This window comes from Virgibacillus halotolerans (assembly GCF_016908515.1).
GTDB lineage: Bacteria > Bacillota > Bacilli > Bacillales > Amphibacillaceae > Virgibacillus_M > Virgibacillus_M halotolerans.
The window spans coordinates 161,338-179,870 of the sequence record NZ_JAFBEA010000003.1 but is presented as its reverse complement, the minus strand read 5'-3'; the positions used below and the strand labels follow the sequence as shown (position 1 = coordinate 179,870).

At 38.9% G+C, this 18,533-nt stretch carries 20 protein-coding genes and 1 riboswitch; of the genes, 11 read left to right on the top strand and 9 right to left on the bottom strand.

The window, feature by feature from the left end:
* The first annotated feature begins 364 nt into the window (after window positions 1-364).
* A riboswitch (PreQ1 riboswitch) is annotated at window positions 365-409 on the top strand.
* A gap of 7 nt (window positions 410-416) precedes the next feature.
* Window positions 417-899 carry a QueT transporter family protein gene (locus JOC34_RS09590; protein ID WP_205136538.1) on the top strand — a complete coding sequence of 161 codons (483 nt, stop codon included), beginning with the start codon at window positions 417-419 and terminating at the stop codon, window positions 897-899.
* Between the two features lie 85 nt (window positions 900-984).
* On the top strand, window positions 985-1,755 hold the full coding sequence (locus JOC34_RS09585; RefSeq protein ID WP_205136537.1) for a DUF3891 family protein: 771 nt from the start codon (window positions 985-987) through the stop codon (window positions 1,753-1,755).
* A 433-nt stretch (window positions 1,756-2,188) separates the two neighbouring features.
* Here JOC34_RS09585 and JOC34_RS09580 read toward each other — a convergent pair whose 3' ends face one another.
* A complete protein-coding gene (locus JOC34_RS09580; protein WP_205136536.1) occupies window positions 2,189-2,782 on the bottom strand; it encodes a lysophospholipid acyltransferase family protein in 594 nt (197 codons plus the stop codon).
* A 286-nt stretch (window positions 2,783-3,068) separates the two neighbouring features.
* On the opposite strand from JOC34_RS09580, the gene JOC34_RS09575 reads away from it, so the two are divergent.
* The 7 genes from JOC34_RS09575 to JOC34_RS22235 all read left to right on the top strand — a co-directional run bounded on the left by JOC34_RS09575 (window position 3,069) and on the right by JOC34_RS22235 (window position 9,101).
* Window positions 3,069-3,710, top strand: coding sequence for a pentapeptide repeat-containing protein (locus JOC34_RS09575; RefSeq protein ID WP_205136535.1), 642 nt, complete (start codon window positions 3,069-3,071; stop codon window positions 3,708-3,710).
* A 20-nt stretch (window positions 3,711-3,730) separates the two neighbouring features.
* Window positions 3,731-4,894: an AI-2E family transporter gene (locus JOC34_RS09570; RefSeq protein ID WP_205136534.1), complete on the top strand. Its 1,164-nt coding sequence runs from the start codon at window positions 3,731-3,733 to the stop codon at window positions 4,892-4,894.
* 167 nt (window positions 4,895-5,061) lie between these two features.
* On the top strand, window positions 5,062-5,601 hold the full coding sequence (locus tag JOC34_RS09565) for a TetR/AcrR family transcriptional regulator (protein ID WP_205136533.1): 540 nt from the start codon (window positions 5,062-5,064) through the stop codon (window positions 5,599-5,601).
* A gap of 12 nt (window positions 5,602-5,613) precedes the next feature.
* Entirely contained in the window at window positions 5,614-5,943 is a 330-nt protein-coding gene (locus tag JOC34_RS09560; protein ID WP_275577691.1) for a DMT family transporter, read from the top strand.
* Between the two features lie 25 nt (window positions 5,944-5,968).
* The gene (locus JOC34_RS09555) at window positions 5,969-6,316 is read left to right on the top strand and encodes an SMR family transporter (protein ID WP_205136532.1); all 348 of its coding nucleotides are present in this window, start codon (window positions 5,969-5,971) and stop codon (window positions 6,314-6,316) included.
* 276 nt (window positions 6,317-6,592) lie between these two features.
* Window positions 6,593-8,176: a catalase gene (locus tag JOC34_RS09550; protein WP_205136531.1), complete on the top strand. Its 1,584-nt coding sequence runs from the start codon at window positions 6,593-6,595 to the stop codon at window positions 8,174-8,176.
* 151 nt (window positions 8,177-8,327) lie between these two features.
* Window positions 8,328-9,101, top strand: a complete 774-nt coding sequence (locus JOC34_RS22235) for a cytochrome c oxidase assembly protein (RefSeq protein WP_205136530.1) — start codon at window positions 8,328-8,330, stop codon at window positions 9,099-9,101.
* 48 nt (window positions 9,102-9,149) lie between these two features.
* On the opposite strand, the gene JOC34_RS09540 is transcribed toward JOC34_RS22235, so the two are convergent.
* Window positions 9,150-10,163 (bottom strand): NADP-dependent oxidoreductase, encoded by a 1,014-nt coding sequence (locus tag JOC34_RS09540; protein WP_205136529.1) that lies wholly within the window; start codon window positions 10,161-10,163, stop codon window positions 9,150-9,152.
* A 276-nt stretch (window positions 10,164-10,439) separates the two neighbouring features.
* Here JOC34_RS09540 and JOC34_RS09535 point away from each other — a divergent pair, with 276 nt between their 5' ends.
* Window positions 10,440-11,147 (top strand): phosphatase PAP2 family protein, encoded by a 708-nt coding sequence (locus tag JOC34_RS09535; protein ID WP_205136528.1) that lies wholly within the window; start codon window positions 10,440-10,442, stop codon window positions 11,145-11,147.
* Between the two features lie 205 nt (window positions 11,148-11,352).
* On the opposite strand, the gene JOC34_RS09530 is transcribed toward JOC34_RS09535, so the two are convergent.
* Window positions 11,353-12,366 (bottom strand): quinone oxidoreductase family protein, encoded by a 1,014-nt coding sequence (locus tag JOC34_RS09530; protein WP_205136527.1) that lies wholly within the window; start codon window positions 12,364-12,366, stop codon window positions 11,353-11,355.
* A gap of 139 nt (window positions 12,367-12,505) precedes the next feature.
* Here JOC34_RS09530 and JOC34_RS09525 point away from each other — a divergent pair, with 139 nt between their 5' ends.
* Window positions 12,506-13,045: a MarR family transcriptional regulator gene (locus JOC34_RS09525; protein ID WP_205136526.1), complete on the top strand. Its 540-nt coding sequence runs from the start codon at window positions 12,506-12,508 to the stop codon at window positions 13,043-13,045.
* A 126-nt stretch (window positions 13,046-13,171) separates the two neighbouring features.
* Here JOC34_RS09525 and JOC34_RS09520 read toward each other — a convergent pair whose 3' ends face one another.
* From JOC34_RS09520 to JOC34_RS09495, 6 genes are all read right to left on the bottom strand, one after another.
* Complete coding sequence (locus JOC34_RS09520; RefSeq protein WP_205136525.1) at window positions 13,172-13,852, bottom strand: hypothetical protein; 681 nt, start codon at window positions 13,850-13,852, stop codon at window positions 13,172-13,174.
* An 11-nt stretch (window positions 13,853-13,863) separates the two neighbouring features.
* The gene (locus JOC34_RS09515) at window positions 13,864-14,724 is read right to left on the bottom strand and encodes an ATP-binding cassette domain-containing protein (RefSeq protein WP_205136524.1); all 861 of its coding nucleotides are present in this window, start codon (window positions 14,722-14,724) and stop codon (window positions 13,864-13,866) included.
* Complete coding sequence (locus JOC34_RS09510; protein ID WP_205136523.1) at window positions 14,711-15,082, bottom strand: GntR family transcriptional regulator; 372 nt, start codon at window positions 15,080-15,082, stop codon at window positions 14,711-14,713. Before JOC34_RS09510 ends, JOC34_RS09515 begins: the two co-directional genes overlap by 14 nt.
* 244 nt (window positions 15,083-15,326) lie before the next feature.
* The gene (locus JOC34_RS09505; protein WP_205136522.1) at window positions 15,327-16,928 is read right to left on the bottom strand and encodes an ABC transporter permease; all 1,602 of its coding nucleotides are present in this window, start codon (window positions 16,926-16,928) and stop codon (window positions 15,327-15,329) included.
* Window positions 16,928-17,830, bottom strand: coding sequence for an ABC transporter ATP-binding protein (locus JOC34_RS09500; RefSeq protein ID WP_205136521.1), 903 nt, complete (start codon window positions 17,828-17,830; stop codon window positions 16,928-16,930). Before JOC34_RS09500 ends, JOC34_RS09505 begins: the two co-directional genes overlap by 1 nt.
* Complete coding sequence (locus JOC34_RS09495; protein WP_205136520.1) at window positions 17,827-18,468, bottom strand: TetR/AcrR family transcriptional regulator; 642 nt, start codon at window positions 18,466-18,468, stop codon at window positions 17,827-17,829. The genes JOC34_RS09500 and JOC34_RS09495 overlap by 4 nt, the downstream gene beginning before the upstream one ends.
* Window positions 18,469-18,533: the final 65 nt, after the last annotated feature.

Genomic DNA, 18,533 nt, shown 5'->3' with positions numbered 1-18,533 from the left:
TCCTTTAACATATTCTTTATGACATTATGTTATTCACTAACAATATTTAACATATTACAACACAAGTATAGCATCTTTCCTTATACTTTCAATGAAATAGTTATGATAAATCTGTGACTTTTTGCAGTATAGTATGATCCTATCCAGTTAAATAAAGGGACCCTGTTGCATAGGGAACACACGACACGGTCTCTTGTTAACTTTGTAAAATCGTATATACAAGGTCAGTAACACCTACATTTATCAATACACATCCTTTCATCATATCGCTGTAGTCACCGATATTGAAATTCCAACCTATTATACTTTTTAAAGCAACTTCCTATTCCAACTGTTTTGTATTATACTAGTCTATGGCTTTCAGATAGACGTGGTTCGTAAGCCTCCCACGCAAAAAAACTAAGGAGAGAATGATAATGCATATAAAAACACTGGTTACCAATGCGCTGATAGCAGCATTGTATATTACTGTTTCACTGATTGGTGAACCGCTCATGTTTTCAAATATCCAATTTCGGATTCCAGAAATGTTTAACCATCTGGTTGTCTTTAACAAAAAGTACTTTTTCGGAATCATACTTGGCGTGCTAATCACGAATCTTTTTTCGCCGTTAGGTATGCTTGATCTGATCTTTGGCGTGGCACAGTCGGTTATTTCTTTATTGATCATTATATTACTGGCGCGATATATTAAAAATACGATCGCACTAATGACCGCCGGCACACTGGTCTTTACATTTAATATGTTCATCATTGCATATGAGTTGAATTTAGCCTTTAAATTACCTTTTCTTTTCACTTGGCTAACAACTGCCGTGGGTGAGTTTACCATCATGGCAATTGGCATTCCGATTATGTATGCTTTGAATAAGCGACTAAAATTTAATAAGCTTGTTTAACTAGAAGATGCTCCATTTTATGGGCATCTTTTTTTATTTATCAGATAACAATGATATGCTGAAAGAAAAGAAAGGGTGACCTATCATGATCGTTAGAGAACATTCCAACACATTTATCGTGATCGAACAGGATAATCACGCACATATTTCAGCAGAGATCATCAATAATTTTCGTGAAGATTTTCTCAATGGAAAGGCGTTTCGGAAGTCCGTCATGTACGCCATTTACATGCATGATTTTGGCTGGAAGGCATTTGACACACAACCTTTTTGGAACGACGAAAAGCAAGCGCCCTATACTTTTATTGATTTCCCGACACCAGCAAAGGTCGTACTCTACCAGCATGGCATTGATGTGGTGGAACAACAGGATGCTTATGCGGCATTGTTATGCAGCGAGCATTACACAAGATTCCTACTGCATGATAATGCGAACGAATCACAAGCATTTGTTAAACAGGAAAAAGAGCGTCAGCAACGGATCATTGCAGCTTTTCCAGATTTTGACCAACAGGCATTTGATTTTCACTATGGTCTACTGCAGCTTTGTGACAACTTGTCATTGTATCTTTGTTTGAATGAACCTAACGTTGCAAAGGGTAATGTGCATCCATTCTTTCGTGATGGCATCTCTCTTTCTCCTGCACTGCATGTTTTTAGTCAAAGTAAAATGCAACTCAGCTGGCTGAATGAGGAAACAATCAAAATGAATGAATCCCCTTTATTAAATGATTTAACCATTAAACTCAAACAGAAAAGTGTACGGAAAGAAAGGATCTTCGACGAAGGCCTAATTAAGGCTTATCAGTCAGCTCCATTACAAACGGTTCCTATCCATTTGCTTGCTAATAAGTAACCTCGTAATTTTCACTTTTTTAGTGAGTTTTGTTGCTTTTTAATTCTTGCAGTTGATAGAAACTGTGACGTAACATATCATCGCTCTGGAAACACACTACGCTGATATTGTGTTTTGTAACTTCATCACAAAGTCTATAACCTGCGACGTAAGGGTATGTTGATTTCCGCTGTGGGCAGTCGCTTTCCGCGGGCAACGCTTCAACTTCCTCGGAAGCAAAACCGCTTCCTGCGGGATTTTCAGCTGTTGCTTTTCCCGCTGGAGTCGACTGCCCTCCGCTCCAATCAACCATCATAAAAGTAGATAGCTAATGTTTGATATATTTAAATAATTAAATCTTCTCAATAGGATGAACCTTTGGTGCAGACCAAACTTTTATAAAACAGTCTTAATTTAAAAAAACACCGTGCAGCATATGCTACACGGTGTTTTTTTATTTACTTTTCAATTCCGCCTGTAAATCATTTAATGCCTTGTTCAGCTCTTCCATCATGACGTCCATTGCTTCCTTTTTCGGAAGATCTTCCGGCAAATAAAGTGGTGTACCATAAATAATACGTGGTTTCACCCGTTTGAGGAGATCTTTGAAATTATTTGGCCCCACATAAGCAACTGGTAAAATTGGCGCTTTGGAACTGCTGGCGATCGTAACGGCACCCCTTTTCAATGGAACTTCTTCACTCGTTCTCGTTCCGCTTGGGAAAATACCTACTATTTTACCCTCTTTCAGTAATTTCCTTGGAACTTTTATCGTGCTTGGTCCGGGATTCTCCCGATCCACCGGGAATGCATTCAACTTCTGCATCAACCATTTAAGCGGGCGGGATTGAAATAACTCTTTTTTTGCCATGTAATGGATTTTCATCGGCAGCACGGAAACACCGAGCCATAATATATCAACCCAGCCTGTGTGCGTGCAAGCGATAACGAACCCGCCTGATTGTGGTATATTTTCCTTTCGGTATCTATTTATGCTACCAAATAAGTTTAAAAAGATTTTTACAACATTGGCTGAAAAAGTATACATACATTCATCTCCTATATTAGAACACTTGGCATTTGCCAATCCTTTGATATAAAATTTATATTTCCGCCCAGAGCAAAAGTGATTCCATCTTACTGTTTATATTATTTTACCACAATGTATTATGAGCTGGTACTAATTTATGTATAAATAGATTTTTCTGTCCATTCTGGATAATCGAAACAGCTCCTAGGCATTCTCCTCTATTATCACTTGTATTTTCTTCACAATCAATGAGATAATGGATCATATTCCCAATTTATCTGACAAGAAATGAGTGTAATAGACAATGGCTAAAAATTTTAAAATCCAACAACCCAAAATGCCGCACCATTTACCTGAATTAGCGTTTCAACTTACAGAAGAAGATCCCTATTATAGCGGTGCATTGATAAAGGATTGCTTTATTTCTGCAGAAACAGCAAATCGATTGGTGTTTGATCAAGTTACTTTTAAAAATGTTATATTTGAAGAAGTATCTTTTTCAAATATCGAATTAACCGATGTCATCTTTGACCATTGTGATTTATCCAATGCTGACTTTGGCGCTGGCATCATTCACAGGGTAGAATTCCAAGAATGCAAAATGCTAGGGATTAATCTTTCTGAAGCAACGCTTGGGAATGTTTTATTTAATGGCTGTCATGCCAATTTGAGTGCTTTTGGATTCGCAAAACTAAAGCAAGTGAAATTCATCGAGTGCTCACTTGAAAATAGCGATTTTTACGAATGCACCTTTCAAAAATTACAATTTGATAAGTGCGCGATTAATGAAGCTAACTTCGCGAATACACCTTTAAAAGGAATCGATTTAAGCAACTGTATTTTTGAGCAGTTAAACGTTACATGGATGGATTTGAAGGGATGCGAAGTTTCTTCCGATCAGGCAATTGGCTTTTCCCGGTTATTGGGTTTGATCATTAAAGAATAACTTGTAAAGGAGTGCACCTTATGAAGCAACCTACCCGTTTTATCAAGTTTCTGGGCGGTCGCGATCTAATCTTCGTCTTAACCGCACTAATCTTTATTGGTATCACCATTTTTATTTTCAATAAGGTTTCTTTTATTTTTCATCCGATTATTGTGATCTTCTCCACCATCTCAGCACCAATAATCATTGGATTCATTGTCTATTATATCATGAATCCAATTGTCAATCTGCTGGAAAAGTTGCATATTAAGCGGATATGGGGGATCGTCATTATTATCCTGGGTATCGGAGGACTAATAACTGGTCTTGTATTTCTGATCGCACCTTCTATAGAAAAGCAGATCAATGATTTGATTGTTGAAATTCCCATCTATTTGCAACAATTGGGAGATAGGATAGAGGCGTTGATGAATAATTCCTTTTTAAGCTCTTATTATGACGAAGGATATAAATGGGTTACATCAACCATGAGTGATTTGCCAAATTCGATAAACAATTATATAGGCGGTGCTTACGAAGGTGTCATGAGTGTTGCCAGTACGCTGACCAATGTCATTGTTGCGCTATTCACCTTTCCATTTGTACTTTTCTTCTTGTTAAAAGATAGTGCTAAATTCAAAGATTATTGCTTAGGCTTGGTACCACCCAAATTTAGAAATGACACAGAGCACATCCTGAAAAACATGGACGTGCAAGTAGGTTCTTATATTCGTGGCCAGATCTTCGTTGCCACTTGTATCGGTGTTCTTTTATATCTTGGATACCTGATTATCGGGCTGGATTATGCCATCACACTGGCAATAATAGCTGCCATAACCAACGTTGTTCCCTACCTTGGTCCAGTCATTGCTATTTCGCCAGCGATTATTATTGCTTTAGTAGACTCACCATTTATGCTCGTAAAATTAGCTATTGTCTGGGCAGTTGTACAATTTTCTGAAGGTCATTTTATTTCACCAAATATCATGGGCCACACGATGAAGATCCATCCGTTAACCATTATGTTTACACTACTTATAGGCGGAAATTTATTCGGGATCCTTGGTGTCATTCTCGGTATTCCTGGTTATGCGATAATAAAAGTCATTGTCGTATATTTATATGGAAAGTTCAAGCAACGTTATAACCGGTACTATGGAGAAGATGCTGGGTCTTATCAAATAGACGATTCCGCTGATAATTAGAAAAAAGGTTAGGACAAGCTATAAAGGCTTGTCCTGACCTTTTTTTAATAGGAAATCGTAAAACCGTTTAAATCCAAAGGTGATTCGTCTTCGATTGACAAAAAGACCGTCTGGACGGTATAGTATACTAAAAGACCATCTAGACGGTTTTGTTAGGAGTGAAACATATGAAATCAAAATCTGCAATCAAGCGGCAGCATATCTTAAAATCTGCAACAGTATTCATTCTCGAAAATAATTTTAATAAACTAACGCTAGATGCCGTTGCAAAACAAGCAGGTATTAGTAAAGGTGGTCTATTGTACCACTTTCCAAATAAAGAGGCATTATTAATGGGATTAACGCAGTATACTTTCGAAGAATTTACTATACTAACCGAAGCGCATGCTAAGGAGGATCCTGTAGAGAAAGGTAAATGGAGTCGTGCATATATTGAAGCGGTCAAATGGGATTTGGAAAATAACGCTGCGTTAAATGTGGGGATAATGGCCGCTTCTACATTAGACCCAAAACTCTCAGAAAGTATGTCCCATGGTTATCAGCATATACAAAGCAAAATGGAAAAAGATAGTATAGATTCTGAAACAGTGGCTATTATTCGCTTAGCTATAGATGGCCTTTATTACGCAGAACTATTTAATATAGCACCATTGGATGAAAAGTCACGTGAAAAGGTAATCCAGCAATTGATCAATATGACGAAGTAGGAGGAATACACCTTGAGTCCATACATGATTTTAGCAATAGCCATCGTTGGTGAAGTATTTGGTAATTCAATGCTGAACGTATCCAACGGATTTAAAAGGTTATTCCCTTCCATCGGTGTAGTAATTGGTATGGGGATCGCTTTTTATGGTTTATCTTTATCGCTTAAAACAATACCACTGGGCATGGCCTATGCTATTTGGGCAGGCTTAGGCACTGCTTTAACGGCATTAGTTGGTGTTATCATCTATAAAGAAAAGTTTAACCTGAAAAATTTTGCGGGTATCATCCTGATCATTGCTGGTGTTGTTGTTTTACAACTTTCGGGAAGTGCTGTTCATTAATCCTTAAGGAATTGGAGGTAATCGCGTGAAAGGTTATATCGCTTTAGGAATATCCATTATAAGTGAAGTGTTTGGTACAACAATGCTTAAACTGTCAGAAGGATTTACAAATTTGTTCCCTTCTATTGGTGTCATCGTCGGTTTTGGCTTAGCATACTATTGCTTATCATTATGCCTTAAAACAGTTCCGCTAAGTTTAGCTTACGGTATTTGGGCAGGAATAGGTACCGCTTTAACAGCATTAATTGGTGTACTTTTATGGCAGGATCCATTTAGTATTATTACATTGGCTGGTTTAGCATTAATTATTGGTGGGGTAGCGTTACTAAATGCTTCTAATCGTCCAAAAAAAGTAACGGAACCATTAAGCTAATCGTTTGATGGTTTCTAAATGCCTTCCTCCTATAAACCATTTCTTATTTCACAACAGTGATGCATAGACATAGTAGGAACTATCTTTTTCTCGCGGATCATCTTTGTACTTCTATTAACGCCCCCCTAAAGTATCTTGTCTTCCTTTATTCAACACTCAAATGTAAAAAACCTTTGTTTTAAATACTTATTCACTGAAATATTAAAGCAGGCATTATTTTATCTTTTTCGGGCAACTTAAACATAGAAATCACTATGTTTAATTGGAGGATCAATAATGGACAAAGATCAAACAAATATCGAAAATGAGGACACATTAACAACGAGACAAGGTCACCCCGTTACAAATAATCAGAACATCCGAACCGTTGGAAATCGAGGACCGGCAACACTCGAGAACTATGATTTCATTGAGAAAATCAGTCATTTTGACCGCGAAAAAGTTCCGGAACGAATTGTTCATGCGCGCGGAGCCGGTGCACATGGCTATTTTGAATCCTATGGGACTGCCGGTGAAGATCCAGTATCCAAATATACAAGAGCGAAAGTTTTTCAGGAAAAAGGAAAACAGACACCTGTATTTGTTCGTTTTTCAACGGTTGTACATGGTATGCATTCTCCTGAAACACTTCGTGACCCGCGGGGATTTGCTGTAAAGTTTTATACAGAAGATGGAAACTGGGATTTAGTCGGAAATAATATAAAAATCTTTTTTATTCGTGATGCGATGAAATTTCCGGATATGATTCACGCCTTTAGACCAGATCCTGTTACAAATATACAGGACAGCCAACGCTTCTTTGACTTTTGCTCCAATTCTCCGGAGTCATTCCACATGGTGACGTTTATCTATTCACCATGGGGTATTCCAGCAAATTATCGAATGATGCAAGGATCCGGCGTAAACACATATAAATGGGTCAATAAAGACGGGGAATCTGTTTTGGTTAAATATCACTGGGAACCAAAACAAGGGATTAAAAACTTAACCCAGGAAGATGCGAACGAGATTCAAGCAACTAATTTTAACCACGCGACACAGGATTTGTATGATGCAATTGAGCAAGGAGATTATCCGGAATGGGAGCTGTTTGTGCAAATAATGAGTGATGATGAGCATCCTGAATTGGACTTCGACCCACTAGACGATACGAAGCTATGGCCAGAAGACCAATTCCCATGGCTACCCGTTGGTAAAATGGTGTTAAACAAAAACCCAGAAAATTACCATATGGAAGTGGAACAGTCAGCATTTGGCACAGGGGTTCTTGTAGATGGTCTTGACTTTTCCGATGATAAAATGCTGCAAGGGCGGACATTCTCCTATTCAGATACACAGCGCTACCGCGTAGGAGGTAATTATTTACAACTGCCAATTAATGCGGCAAAAAAGCGGGTTGCAACCAATCAAGAAGGCGGCGCTATGCGATATGAGAATGATAAATCACCAAACCAAAACCCGCACGTTAATTATGAACCATCCAGTTTAGGAGGTTTAGAAGAGGCCAAGCAAACCGGAAAGGAATACACACCCAAGATCGAAGGTAATCTGGTTCGCGAATCCATTGAACGGAACAATAATACAAAGCAAGCGGGTGAAACATTTCGTTCCTTTAAAGACTGGGAAAAAGATGAATTAATTAAAAATCTAGTTGGTGATGTTTCTGAGTGCGAACAAGTCATCCAGGATAACATGATCACGTTAGCCGAAGCGGCAGATGAGGAATACGGTCGCCGTCTGCGGGAAGGACTCGCAAATGCAGTCAAAGATGGCTCAAGTAAAAACCCACTCGGAAATGAGCATAGCGAAAAGGCACCAGAACAAGCCATAGAAAAAGGACATGACGCTGAGCCTTATTAATCGTATAGAGGCCTCTTTCCAAGTGAAAGAGGCCTCTTCATCATAAAAGTTCACATACTAGCATATTATAATTGAGGGTCAGTCCCCCATTACACTATTGCTTTATCACTTTAGCGTGTTGGGGGACTGACCCCAAAAAGGAGGTTGATACATGCTTTCTATGTATATGCTTGTGAGTGGTGAATGGAATATGTCATTCCTGATAGGCCTAATGATCATAGCATGTTTATATGGAAGCCTTTTAAGAAGGTTTACAGCACTAAAGCTCTATCATAGACAGCCCATTTTTTTCTTTATTGGCCTATTACTTATTTACGTAACGATGGGAAGTCCCTTATCAACTATCAGTCATCTTTCATTCAGTTTCCATATGTTTTTCATGAGTATCCACTATTTTATAATTCCGCCACTACTTTTGCTAGGAATTCCTTATCCTTTTTTCCAACAGATGCAAAAGAAACCTTGGATCAAGAAATTATGCTTCCCATCAAATATAGCACTTTATACTTTCGCTTTATTGTTCTTCTCCTATCATCTGCAAATAACATTAAATCTTTTCTCACAATACCCGACAATTCATACAAGCTACATGCTCCTAATGTTTTACCTTTCATTTATCATCTGGTGGCCGCTCCTGTCCCCACACCAATATAGTAAAGTGGGCAAAAAAGCCTACGCGTTTAAAAGTAGTTTGTTGATTATGCCGGCATGCTTCTTTTTTATTTTCTCTGGAATATTGGGTGGCATTGGTAGCCTCCCGCTTCATACTGAACTTAATGCAACGCTATGTCTTCCTTCCAATTTTAGCCCATCAGATTTACTTCCATTTCCTTTCAACAGTAGAATCGATCAATCTGCAGCTGGGATACTGATGATTGGCATGCATAAATTTGGAATGGTCATTACGAAGCCCATGAAAAAGTAGCCTGATCCTTTTAATGAATCAGGCTACTTTCATCGCTTTTGCATATTGTTATTCCTCATCTGCGACTTTTACCAGCTGCTTCCCGATATTTTCACCGGAAAACAAACCAAGAAAAGCATCTGGTATGGCATGAAATCCTTCGTGAATCGTTTCTTCAAATTTCAGTTCACCTTTGGAAACAGCTCCCTCAAGTGCTTCATATGCCTCGTTATAGTGTGCTGCAAAATCTCCAACAAGCAAACCCTGCATTTTTACACGCGATTTAATTAAGAATTGCTGTACACGTAATCCAATATCTTTTTCCCCTTCTTCTAAATTATAAGAAGAGATAGAACCACATACAGGTACACGTGCAAACACATTCAGTAGCGGCCACACAGCATCTGAAATATCACCACCGACATTCTCGTAATAAACATCGATCCCGTTAGGACATGCCGCTTTTAACTGGCCGGCAACATTTCCTTTTTTATATTCAACTGCAGCATCATATCCTAGTGTCTCTGTAATGTGGGCTGCCTTTTTCTCAGACCCCACAATCCCTACAACATGCGCTCCCGCTCTTTTGGCCAGTTGTCCCGCAACCTGTCCGACAGCGCCTGCCGCTCCGGAAACAACAACCGTTTCACCCTTCTTGGGTTCACCAATATGCATCATACCAAAATAGGCAGTCAGCGCTGGCATTCCCAGTACACTAAGCGCATTGCTGGGGCTTAATCCGTTTGAACTGACCTTACGAACATTACTCGCTTCCACAACATTGTATTCTTGAAAATCAAGCGTTCCTGTCACAATGTCACCAATCGTAAATAGATCACTGTTTGATTTTACCACCTGGCCAACGACCGCTCCTGCTAATGCAGCTCCAACTTGAAAAGGCGCTGCATAGGAAGGTCCGTCTGACATTCTCCCTCGCATGTATGGGTCAACAGAAAGATAGAGGGTTTTCAGTAATAGCTCATCCTTCTTCGGTTCTGCAACTTCTACCTCTTTAAACGCAAAGGTTTGGTCGTTTGGAAGTCCATTTGGTCGCTCACGTAATATTAATTGCTCTTGTTTCATTTATATTTCCTCCCTGATCTTTTCTTTGTAATATCGAATATCGAACTGATTCAGTCATTTTTCATTCAAGTACCATCATACATTACTCTTTTCCGATATTCCTCTTATCCGAATAAGATAAACATAATTAACAGCAACCTAAAATGGATAGCTGTGATAATTTTGTCTGTTTTTCTTATATGACTATGCAAAGAAACATGATATTATATATAATTAGAGTTCTGCAGCTTTTCATCAGTTAAAATGAATAGTACATATAGAAAGAAGGTCAATAAATTGAGAACACGGAGATTATCTACGATGCCCTTTTTTATTATAGGGATTCTATTTTTAATATTATTTGGCACGATTGCCTGGGGCGTATTTTTTGAAAGTGGATGGGTTACTTCCTTTGATTTATCATGGATTGAGCGAATTCAAGGTTCTGTATCGGAAGGTAAAACATCTTTCATTATGAAAATAACTGAACTTGGAAATATGAAACTTGTTATTGTTTTAACAATTATTATTGCCATTGTCTTGTTTTTTAAGCGTAAGTATGCGGAAGGACTTTGGTTTGGTGGTACCATTCTTTTTTGCGCGGCCATCGGCGGAAAAATTCTAAAAAAGGTATTTGACCGGGATCGACCAGCATTTCTACAGCTCATCGAAAAGACAAACGAAAGCTTTCCCAGTGGACACGCAACCGCAACCACTATATTTTATGGTTTGATTGGATTAGTGCTTGTCCTTGCGGCAACTGAAGTATGGAAGAAATTTGTTGTCGGTTTTATCACCCTGGCGTGGATTGGGTTTATTTTAATCACACGTATTTATTTAGGGGTACACTTTCCAACAGACGTCATTGGTGGGTTTTTATATGGAATAGCGGCTATCCTCCTATCGATGGGTGTCTATCTCGTTGTCCAAGAGCCGCTTCGCAATTTGCTTAGAAAATTTAAATTAAACGACCAAAGCGAGACTTTTGAAAGATCAAGAGGCTAAAACTTTTAAAAGGCGCCTGTACTTAAGTACAGGCGCCTTTACGAAATTTGCGGCGAAAGACCATGGGGTTCACATCCGCATGTAATACGTTGTCCTTCGTCTTACGCAAATCAGCTCATCGCAAAGTTAAGTATAGCATTTTTCCCCTAAGAACACCATGCCTCTTTTTTCCTTATTAATTATTTTTGGTTTTTCCCTCTATGACTCACACCCGCAACAAAACCCTTCCACTCGTCTTCCTTTGTTCCACTGCTTCATGAGCTTCAGCAACCTCTGATAACGGATAAATATGATCAATCTTCAGCTTAAGTTCCTTGTTTTCCATCCATTTAACAAAATCATGTTGATATTCTGGCCAATGCTTCATATAAGGCAGACCATTGGTTCGTGTTAGAAAAATAGACCCTTTCTCTTGCAGTTTCATCAAATCAAATGGGGGCACATAGCCACTTGCTTGCCCAAACATAATGAAATATCCCCCAGGAGTAAGCGTATCGAGATTTGCTTCAAACGTATCCTTTCCTACTCCATCGTAAACAACATTTACACCTTTTTCTTCTGTTATGCGCTTGACCGCTTCTGCAATGTCCGTTTGTGAGGAAATAATCACTTCATCTGCTCCCCCATTTTCCCTTACGCACTTTGCCTTCTCTTCTGTTGATGTGACACCAATCACTTTTCCGCCACGAAGCTTGATCATCTGACAAATCAATAAGCCAAGCCCACCAGCAGCAGCCTGAACCAGGCACCAATCATTGGGTTGAACAAGATACGCCTTATTTGTAAATGCCCAAACTAGAAAACCTTGCAAGAAACCTGCTGCTGCGTCTTCCATACGAATTGAATCGGGAATAGGAATTAAACGCTGTGCTGGAAAAGTGATGTATGAAGCGTACGTACTGCCACCAGCACAAACAACGCGTTGACCAATCGTAGCCCCAGTGACCGCTGGGCCTATATCCTCGATAACACCAACACCCTGACTGCCTAAATCTGTAGGCAGTTCTTTTTCCTGCAATGATGCTGTTTGATAAAACTTCTGATTAACAAGATCGCCCCGCCGCTTCTGAATATCCAAAAAGTTCACCGATGCCAGTTCCATACGCACAAGTACTTCTCCCCGCCGTGGCGTTGGGATAGGCTGATCCTCCAGCTGGATGACATTCGGTGCACCATATTCATACATACGCGCTACTTTCCTCTTTTTGTTACTTGTCATAAACGTCCCTCCTCATTATTGTTTCCTGGAAACAATAATACAATAAAGGATCCTCTTTGTCAATTTGTTTCTCGGAAACAATAATGCATTCTAAGTTATGATATACTAATTTAAACAAGCAATGAAAGGGGATTTTCCCATGATTCGTCCACACAGCAAAGAGACTAATAACGATAAACAACCAGTAATCAAAGAGCTATTGGGTTTAAGTGCGAAATTGATACAGAAATGGGATACAGATGGCGATGATGAAGAAATACAGTGGATGATACAACATTGCAGCAATCCAGCGTTAAAAGCAATTTTACAAGAAATAACGGTTAGAATGCTGCATGTTCTTGAAGCGATCGGCCAATTAGAACCGGTAAATGGGATTACCATCTCTAATAAAATGAACATCCCTAAAGGAACGGTATCTAAAGCTACTCGGCGATTAATCGATAAACAACTAATCCAGTCATCTCCCCTTCCAAACAACAAAAAGGAAAGAATATTTCATACAACTGACTTGGGAAAGGAACTTTTTCATCTTCATCGTGAGCTGCATCAGGAAATCGAAAAAAATGTTATTCAATTTCTCAGCAAATATAAGCAAAGCGAATTAGATTTTCTGATGCGATTTTCCCAGGATATGCTGGAAACCTCCTGGGTTGATGTGACATCATTTAAAGATAATTAATATTCAGAGCCCAGACAGAACAATTTGAACATATTGTTCTGTCTGGATTTCTTATACTTTTTTCGTTCTACATTTAATCCGGTAAAAGCTAGTTGCACTTATCCGCACAGTAAAAATAAGCTTCCATTAGAGTTTTAATTTCACCTGTTTCATGAGCGGATACGTAAGCATCATACATACAACACCCAATACGCCTAACAAGTGAAGTAATAAATACTTATTTTCTAATATCCACTTCAATATTTTTCCCATGTCTCCTAGCGTAAACCAAAGAAATCCTAAAACTCCTAAGCCTAAAGTTATTCCTAAGGTCCATACATAACCAAAGCGATATAAAACAGCCGCAATAATGGTGCCTGTTCCAACGAAAAAGATACCAATAAGCATATCCACCCAGAAATAGGATATTGCATTTGATACCCCAAAAAAACTGGCAATGTGGTAAATATGCATTGTACTCTTCGTATGGTCTGTTATTAACTCGGATAATTGGAACAGTACATTATGAACAATCACCAGTGAAATTATATATACTAGGTAGTTGATAATAAGACTGGTTAAATAATTGATACGCGTACCCCCAAGACCAATTGTTGATTTAAGAGCATCACCGAACATAAAAAACGGGGTGAATAGCAAGATGCCATAGATTGGTCCAGAAATAAAGGGATAAAAGTTATCTGGACCTACGTATAAGCCAACGCCATTATAGATGATTACTAACACTAGTGTAATAGCAGTAAATATATATAACTGCAGTTTTAAATCTTTAAATATGATTTTAATTGGGCCTTTTAAATGGTTCATGTCTATCACTCCTAAGAAGTTATGTTAACAAGAAAATCTTGCATTGATGCTTTTTCTAATTGAATGTTATTCTGCTCGCATGCTGCCTGCAATTCCTTTGTTAAGGCTACATTAACCATCACTTTGGATTGGCCCATCATATGCGTTGTTTCTAAAATATTCTCAGGATCCACTATGCTTTCAATATCTTCTATTTTCCCCATCATACTAACACCTTGTGTTTGAAAGTATTCAATTGGTTCATGGAATTGAACTATGTGATCAGAGATGATCATTAACTTTTCACAAAGTGGTTCAATTTCATTAATATGGTGTGAAGAAATTAAGATATAACGTGGATCCTTCTCGTAAGAATCTTTTAAAGCCTGAAAGAACTGTTTACGGGCATGCGCATCTAAACCGTTTGTTGGCTCATCAAAGATTGTCACTTTCGAATGACTCGCTAAACCAATGACAAGCTGAACCATCGTGTGCATCCCTTTAGAGAAGGAAGTAATTTTCTTTTTTCTGGGTAACTTGAATTGTTCAATCAGTGCATCCGCTTCTTCCTGTTTCCAATTTTCGTTGAAAAGGGAAGCAAAATGCAATGCATCTTTCACAGTCCAACTTTTCCCGAAATAATGATCCTCCCTTAAATAGCTAATGTTTTTGGTAATTACACTATTATTAAACGGATGTGCACCCAATACAGATAAGTTTCCTGATACCTCACGTTCTTGGCCGGATAACAGTTTCATTAATGTCGTCTTACCTGCTCCATTCCTACCCCATAGTCCAGTTATAACGGGGGCATCCTCATGGAAAGTTATGTTTTTTAAAACCAATTCATCTTTATACTTAAAATCAACGTTTCGAACATCAATAATTGTCATAGTACTCACTCACCTTTTTTATTACGTCATCTTTAGAAATATCTAATCGTTTTGCTTCTTTAACTAATGATTGAATATACGAATCAGAAAAGTCTTGCATTCTTTCCTGAATTAATTTGTCACGCGCATACTGAACAACAAAGATACCAATACCACGCCTTTTTTCCACAATTCCTTCATCCATTAAAATTCCGACTCCCTTTTGGGCAGTCGCCCTGTTAATGTGATAGAAATTTGATAATTCCGTAGTAGAGGGAATCTTTTCACCTTCTTTGATTACACCTTCCACAAGTGCATCTTTTATCATATCGGCTATTTGAATAAAAATTGGCGTTTGATCATTTAAGTTGGCTTTCATAGTTGGTCTCCTTATCAACCATTTACTGGTCGATTGGTTGGTTAGTTGTGTAATCAACTATAAACTATGTCTATTATTTTGTCAAAGTCTTTTTTGCAAAAGCATTCAATCTTATCTTTCATATTTCACACGGCCGAAATACCTGAAAGTTGACATAAAAAACGTGCCAAGAATTATCCTTAAGATAACGCTTGGCACAATTTTTAGAAGCGACTCCATTAATAACTGAAAAAGCTGAGGTCAATCAATACATATCCCGCTTCCTGTACCCGATAAACCCAGCAATCGTTAGAACAACCGCAATGATCGTTAATACGGAAACCTTCATATAATCCATATTATCTACAGGTAGCTGTGGAATATGGCCATATGGGGATAAATTAGCCATCCAGCTCGGAAATTTAAGCAAGTTGCCTAAATAAACAACGATAAACGAATAGCACAAATACGCCCAAACCAAACCAGTAAACCTCGGAGCAAAACCAATTAGCAACACTGCAACACCAATCATCACCCACATCGCTGGTAAATAGACCATTGCCGCGCCATAAATTTTTCCAAAGCCAAGTTCGTCTTCCACCACTACTGTCCCTGCAGACCAGAGACCAGTACCGGCAAGCGACAGCATAGCAAAGCTGGTTACAATTGCTATCACAAATGAACCAGCCAGCAATCTTGTACGAGATACTGCGCGACTCAGTAAATGTTCCGTTCGCTCTTTCCTTTCTTCCCCGACCAACTTGAGCACGGACATCAGCACAGGAACCGTACTAATCATTGCCATAATGGACATCAACATTGGTATAAATTGATCTGTTAATGAAGCAGATTCAACAGGATTGATCAGTTCCTGCATCATTTCCACCTCTTCTAAAAACGACTCTAAGTCGCCAAATATAGAACCATAAGAAGCCCCTATAACATATATTCCAATTGCCCAAGCGATTAATCCTGTACGCTGGATTCTAAAGGAAAGACCAATCGGACCCCGCAATAATGCTGACGCATGTTTCCGACCAGGTTTAGCTGGTATAAAACCGGATCCCAGATCGCGAATCGCATTTAAATAGAATGCGAGCACAGTCAAAACAGTGGCAGCTGCAATCGTAAGTACAATCGGCCACCAATAATTATTCACGTAAACCTCCGTACCAAGCACCCACCCCAGTGGTGAAAACCAGGAAAGGACTCCATCACCGACATCACCAGCTGCCCGAATAAGATAGGAAACACCAAGTACTGCAAAAGACAGCCCAACCGCGCCACGGGAATTTTCTAAGGCTTGCGCAAACACAGCGGCTACCATTGCAAAAAACACACCTGTGACGCCCAATGCAGCACCATACAATAGGGAACCTTCCAGATCCATACTTTCAATGCCCAGTGCATATAATCCCAAACCAACGATTAAAGCGAATAACACATTCACACCACATACAACAATAACCGTTGCATTTAAATTCGCTAAGCGTCCAGTCGGCAAGGAGCGAATTAATTCAATACGCCCACCCTCTTCATCTTCCCGTGTATGCCTGACAACAAATAATATACTCATGATCGCAACTGCAATCGCAGTAAACAGCAACATTTGATTAGCCATGATTGCACCATACGTATAGTTGTCTAAACCATAACCCTTACCAACCATTGCCTCCATGGCAGGATTTTTCATCGTTTCTGCAATTCCCTGTCTGTCTTCTGCTGTTTCATATAGGTCTGTAAACGCTAAGGCGACTACAAAGGTAAGGACAGCTAAAGACAATAGCCAGACAGGAATTCGAATTCGATCTCTTCGCAAATTAAAACGGGAAAGCCGCCCTGTATTTTTGTACATGCTTTTAGCCATTAGGATGCACCTCCAGCCTTTCCCGGTCCTTCATAATGACGCATAAACAAATCCTCTAATGTTGGTGGTGCACTTTCCAATTTCACGATACCAAATGACGTAATATGATTCATGACATTATCCAGTTCTTCGGTATCCACCTGGAACGACAGCGCCTGCTCCTTTTCCCCTATATCATGAACACCTTGTAATTGTTTCAAATTGGCAATTGGCTGTTTTGTTTCCACAAGCAGACTCGTTCTTGTCAGGTGGCGCAGTTCATCTAACGAACCGGTTTCTATGATTTCCCCCTGGCGAATAATACCTACCCTATCGCATAATTTCTCCACCTCAGACAAAATATGGCTGGAAAGCAAGACGCTCTTTCCTTTCTTTTTGGCATCCAGTACACATTCTTGGAAAACTTTTTCCATTAATGGATCAAGACCTGATGTTGGTTCATCCAAAATATACAAATCTGCCTCCAACGAAAATGCAGCAACTAACGCAACCTTTTGTCGATTTCCTTTAGAATAGGTTCTGCATTTCTTTGTTGGATCCAAATCAAACTTTTGAATCAGCTCATCGCGCCTATCTTTATGATTACCACCGCGCAACTTCATAAATAGATCAATCACTTCCCCGCCGCTCAGGTTCGGCCAAAGATTCACATCTCCCGGCACATATGCAATCCGCTTATGAATCTCAACTGCATCCTTCCATGCGTCTTTACCAAAGATTTTGACCTCCCCTTCCGTGGCTTTTAAAATACCCAGCAACACACGAATAGTTGTCGACTTTCCAGCGCCGTTTGGTCCAATAAAGCCAAAGACTTCCCCCTCATTTACTTCCATGTTAACGTCATCTAATGCAGTAAATTTCCCAAACTTCTTTGTTAAACCGGAAATTTTTAACAGACTCATTTTATATCCCCCTCTTTTGTATAAAAAGCTGTTTTCATAATATCCAGATACGCAAAAAATTCATCAAAGTACGGCTCATAGTCAATCGTCGTTACATCTTGGTCACGCAAGCGGTATTTGATTTCTTCTTCATAACCATGAAAAGCCCACTGTATTAATTTAAAGGTCTTTTCAGCATCAATGTCTTTTCTGAATAACGAATAGTCTAAGTTATCATAGATAATGTCATATCCTTTTTCCTGCAGTTTTTCAATCCGAGATTTTAGCGTATCATCAATTTGATCAACACCCTCAACTAGAATAGTCGCCATAAAATTCATCGAATCCGGATGTTCCCCCATAAAATCCATTTTGACATTGGATATTTTTTTCAGGCGTTCAATTAAATCACGTTCACTCGTATCAATTAAAGCGAAATATTTACTTTCAATCATCTTTATACAATAATCAATTAAATATAGGTACAGGTCCTTTTTACTTGTAAAATAATAAAATAGCATCCCTTTCCCAATCTCCGCGTTTTTTACAATTCGATTGGTTGATGCCTGTTCAAATCCCATTACTGTGAACTCTCTTAATGCAGCATTAATAATGCGCTTTTGTTTATCTCTATCGAGGTTTTTAAACGTTTTATTCATTTCCATCTACCTCCATTTGATCTTATTCTATCTACGCTCCACATAGACCACTATGGTCGAATTAA

Bases quoted from the DNA above. Each gene is read 5' to 3' on its own strand.
- JOC34_RS09590 (WP_205136538.1), top strand. From the start codon at position 417: ATGCATATAAAAACACTGGTTACCAATGCGCTGATAGCAGCATTGTAT.
- JOC34_RS09585 (WP_205136537.1), top strand. From the start codon at position 985: ATGATCGTTAGAGAACATTCCAACACATTTATCGTGATCGAACAGGAT.
- JOC34_RS09580 (WP_205136536.1), bottom strand. From the start codon at position 2,782: ATGTATACTTTTTCAGCCAATGTTGTAAAAATCTTTTTAAACTTATTT.
- JOC34_RS09575 (WP_205136535.1), top strand. From the start codon at position 3,069: ATGGCTAAAAATTTTAAAATCCAACAACCCAAAATGCCGCACCATTTA.
- JOC34_RS09570 (WP_205136534.1), top strand. From the start codon at position 3,731: ATGAAGCAACCTACCCGTTTTATCAAGTTTCTGGGCGGTCGCGATCTA.
- JOC34_RS09565 (WP_205136533.1), top strand. From the start codon at position 5,062: ATGAAATCAAAATCTGCAATCAAGCGGCAGCATATCTTAAAATCTGCA.
- JOC34_RS09550 (WP_205136531.1), top strand. From the start codon at position 6,593: ATGGACAAAGATCAAACAAATATCGAAAATGAGGACACATTAACAACG.
- JOC34_RS22235 (WP_205136530.1), top strand. From the start codon at position 8,328: ATGCTTTCTATGTATATGCTTGTGAGTGGTGAATGGAATATGTCATTC.
- JOC34_RS09540 (WP_205136529.1), bottom strand. From the start codon at position 10,163: ATGAAACAAGAGCAATTAATATTACGTGAGCGACCAAATGGACTTCCA.
- JOC34_RS09530 (WP_205136527.1), bottom strand. From the start codon at position 12,366: ATGACAAGTAACAAAAAGAGGAAAGTAGCGCGTATGTATGAATATGGT.
- JOC34_RS09525 (WP_205136526.1), top strand. From the start codon at position 12,506: ATGATTCGTCCACACAGCAAAGAGACTAATAACGATAAACAACCAGTA.
- JOC34_RS09520 (WP_205136525.1), bottom strand. From the start codon at position 13,852: ATGAACCATTTAAAAGGCCCAATTAAAATCATATTTAAAGATTTAAAA.
- JOC34_RS09515 (WP_205136524.1), bottom strand. From the start codon at position 14,724: ATGACAATTATTGATGTTCGAAACGTTGATTTTAAGTATAAAGATGAA.
- JOC34_RS09510 (WP_205136523.1), bottom strand. From the start codon at position 15,082: ATGAAAGCCAACTTAAATGATCAAACGCCAATTTTTATTCAAATAGCC.
- JOC34_RS09505 (WP_205136522.1), bottom strand. From the start codon at position 16,928: ATGGCTAAAAGCATGTACAAAAATACAGGGCGGCTTTCCCGTTTTAAT.
- JOC34_RS09500 (WP_205136521.1), bottom strand. From the start codon at position 17,830: ATGAGTCTGTTAAAAATTTCCGGTTTAACAAAGAAGTTTGGGAAATTT.
- JOC34_RS09495 (WP_205136520.1), bottom strand. From the start codon at position 18,468: ATGAATAAAACGTTTAAAAACCTCGATAGAGATAAACAAAAGCGCATT.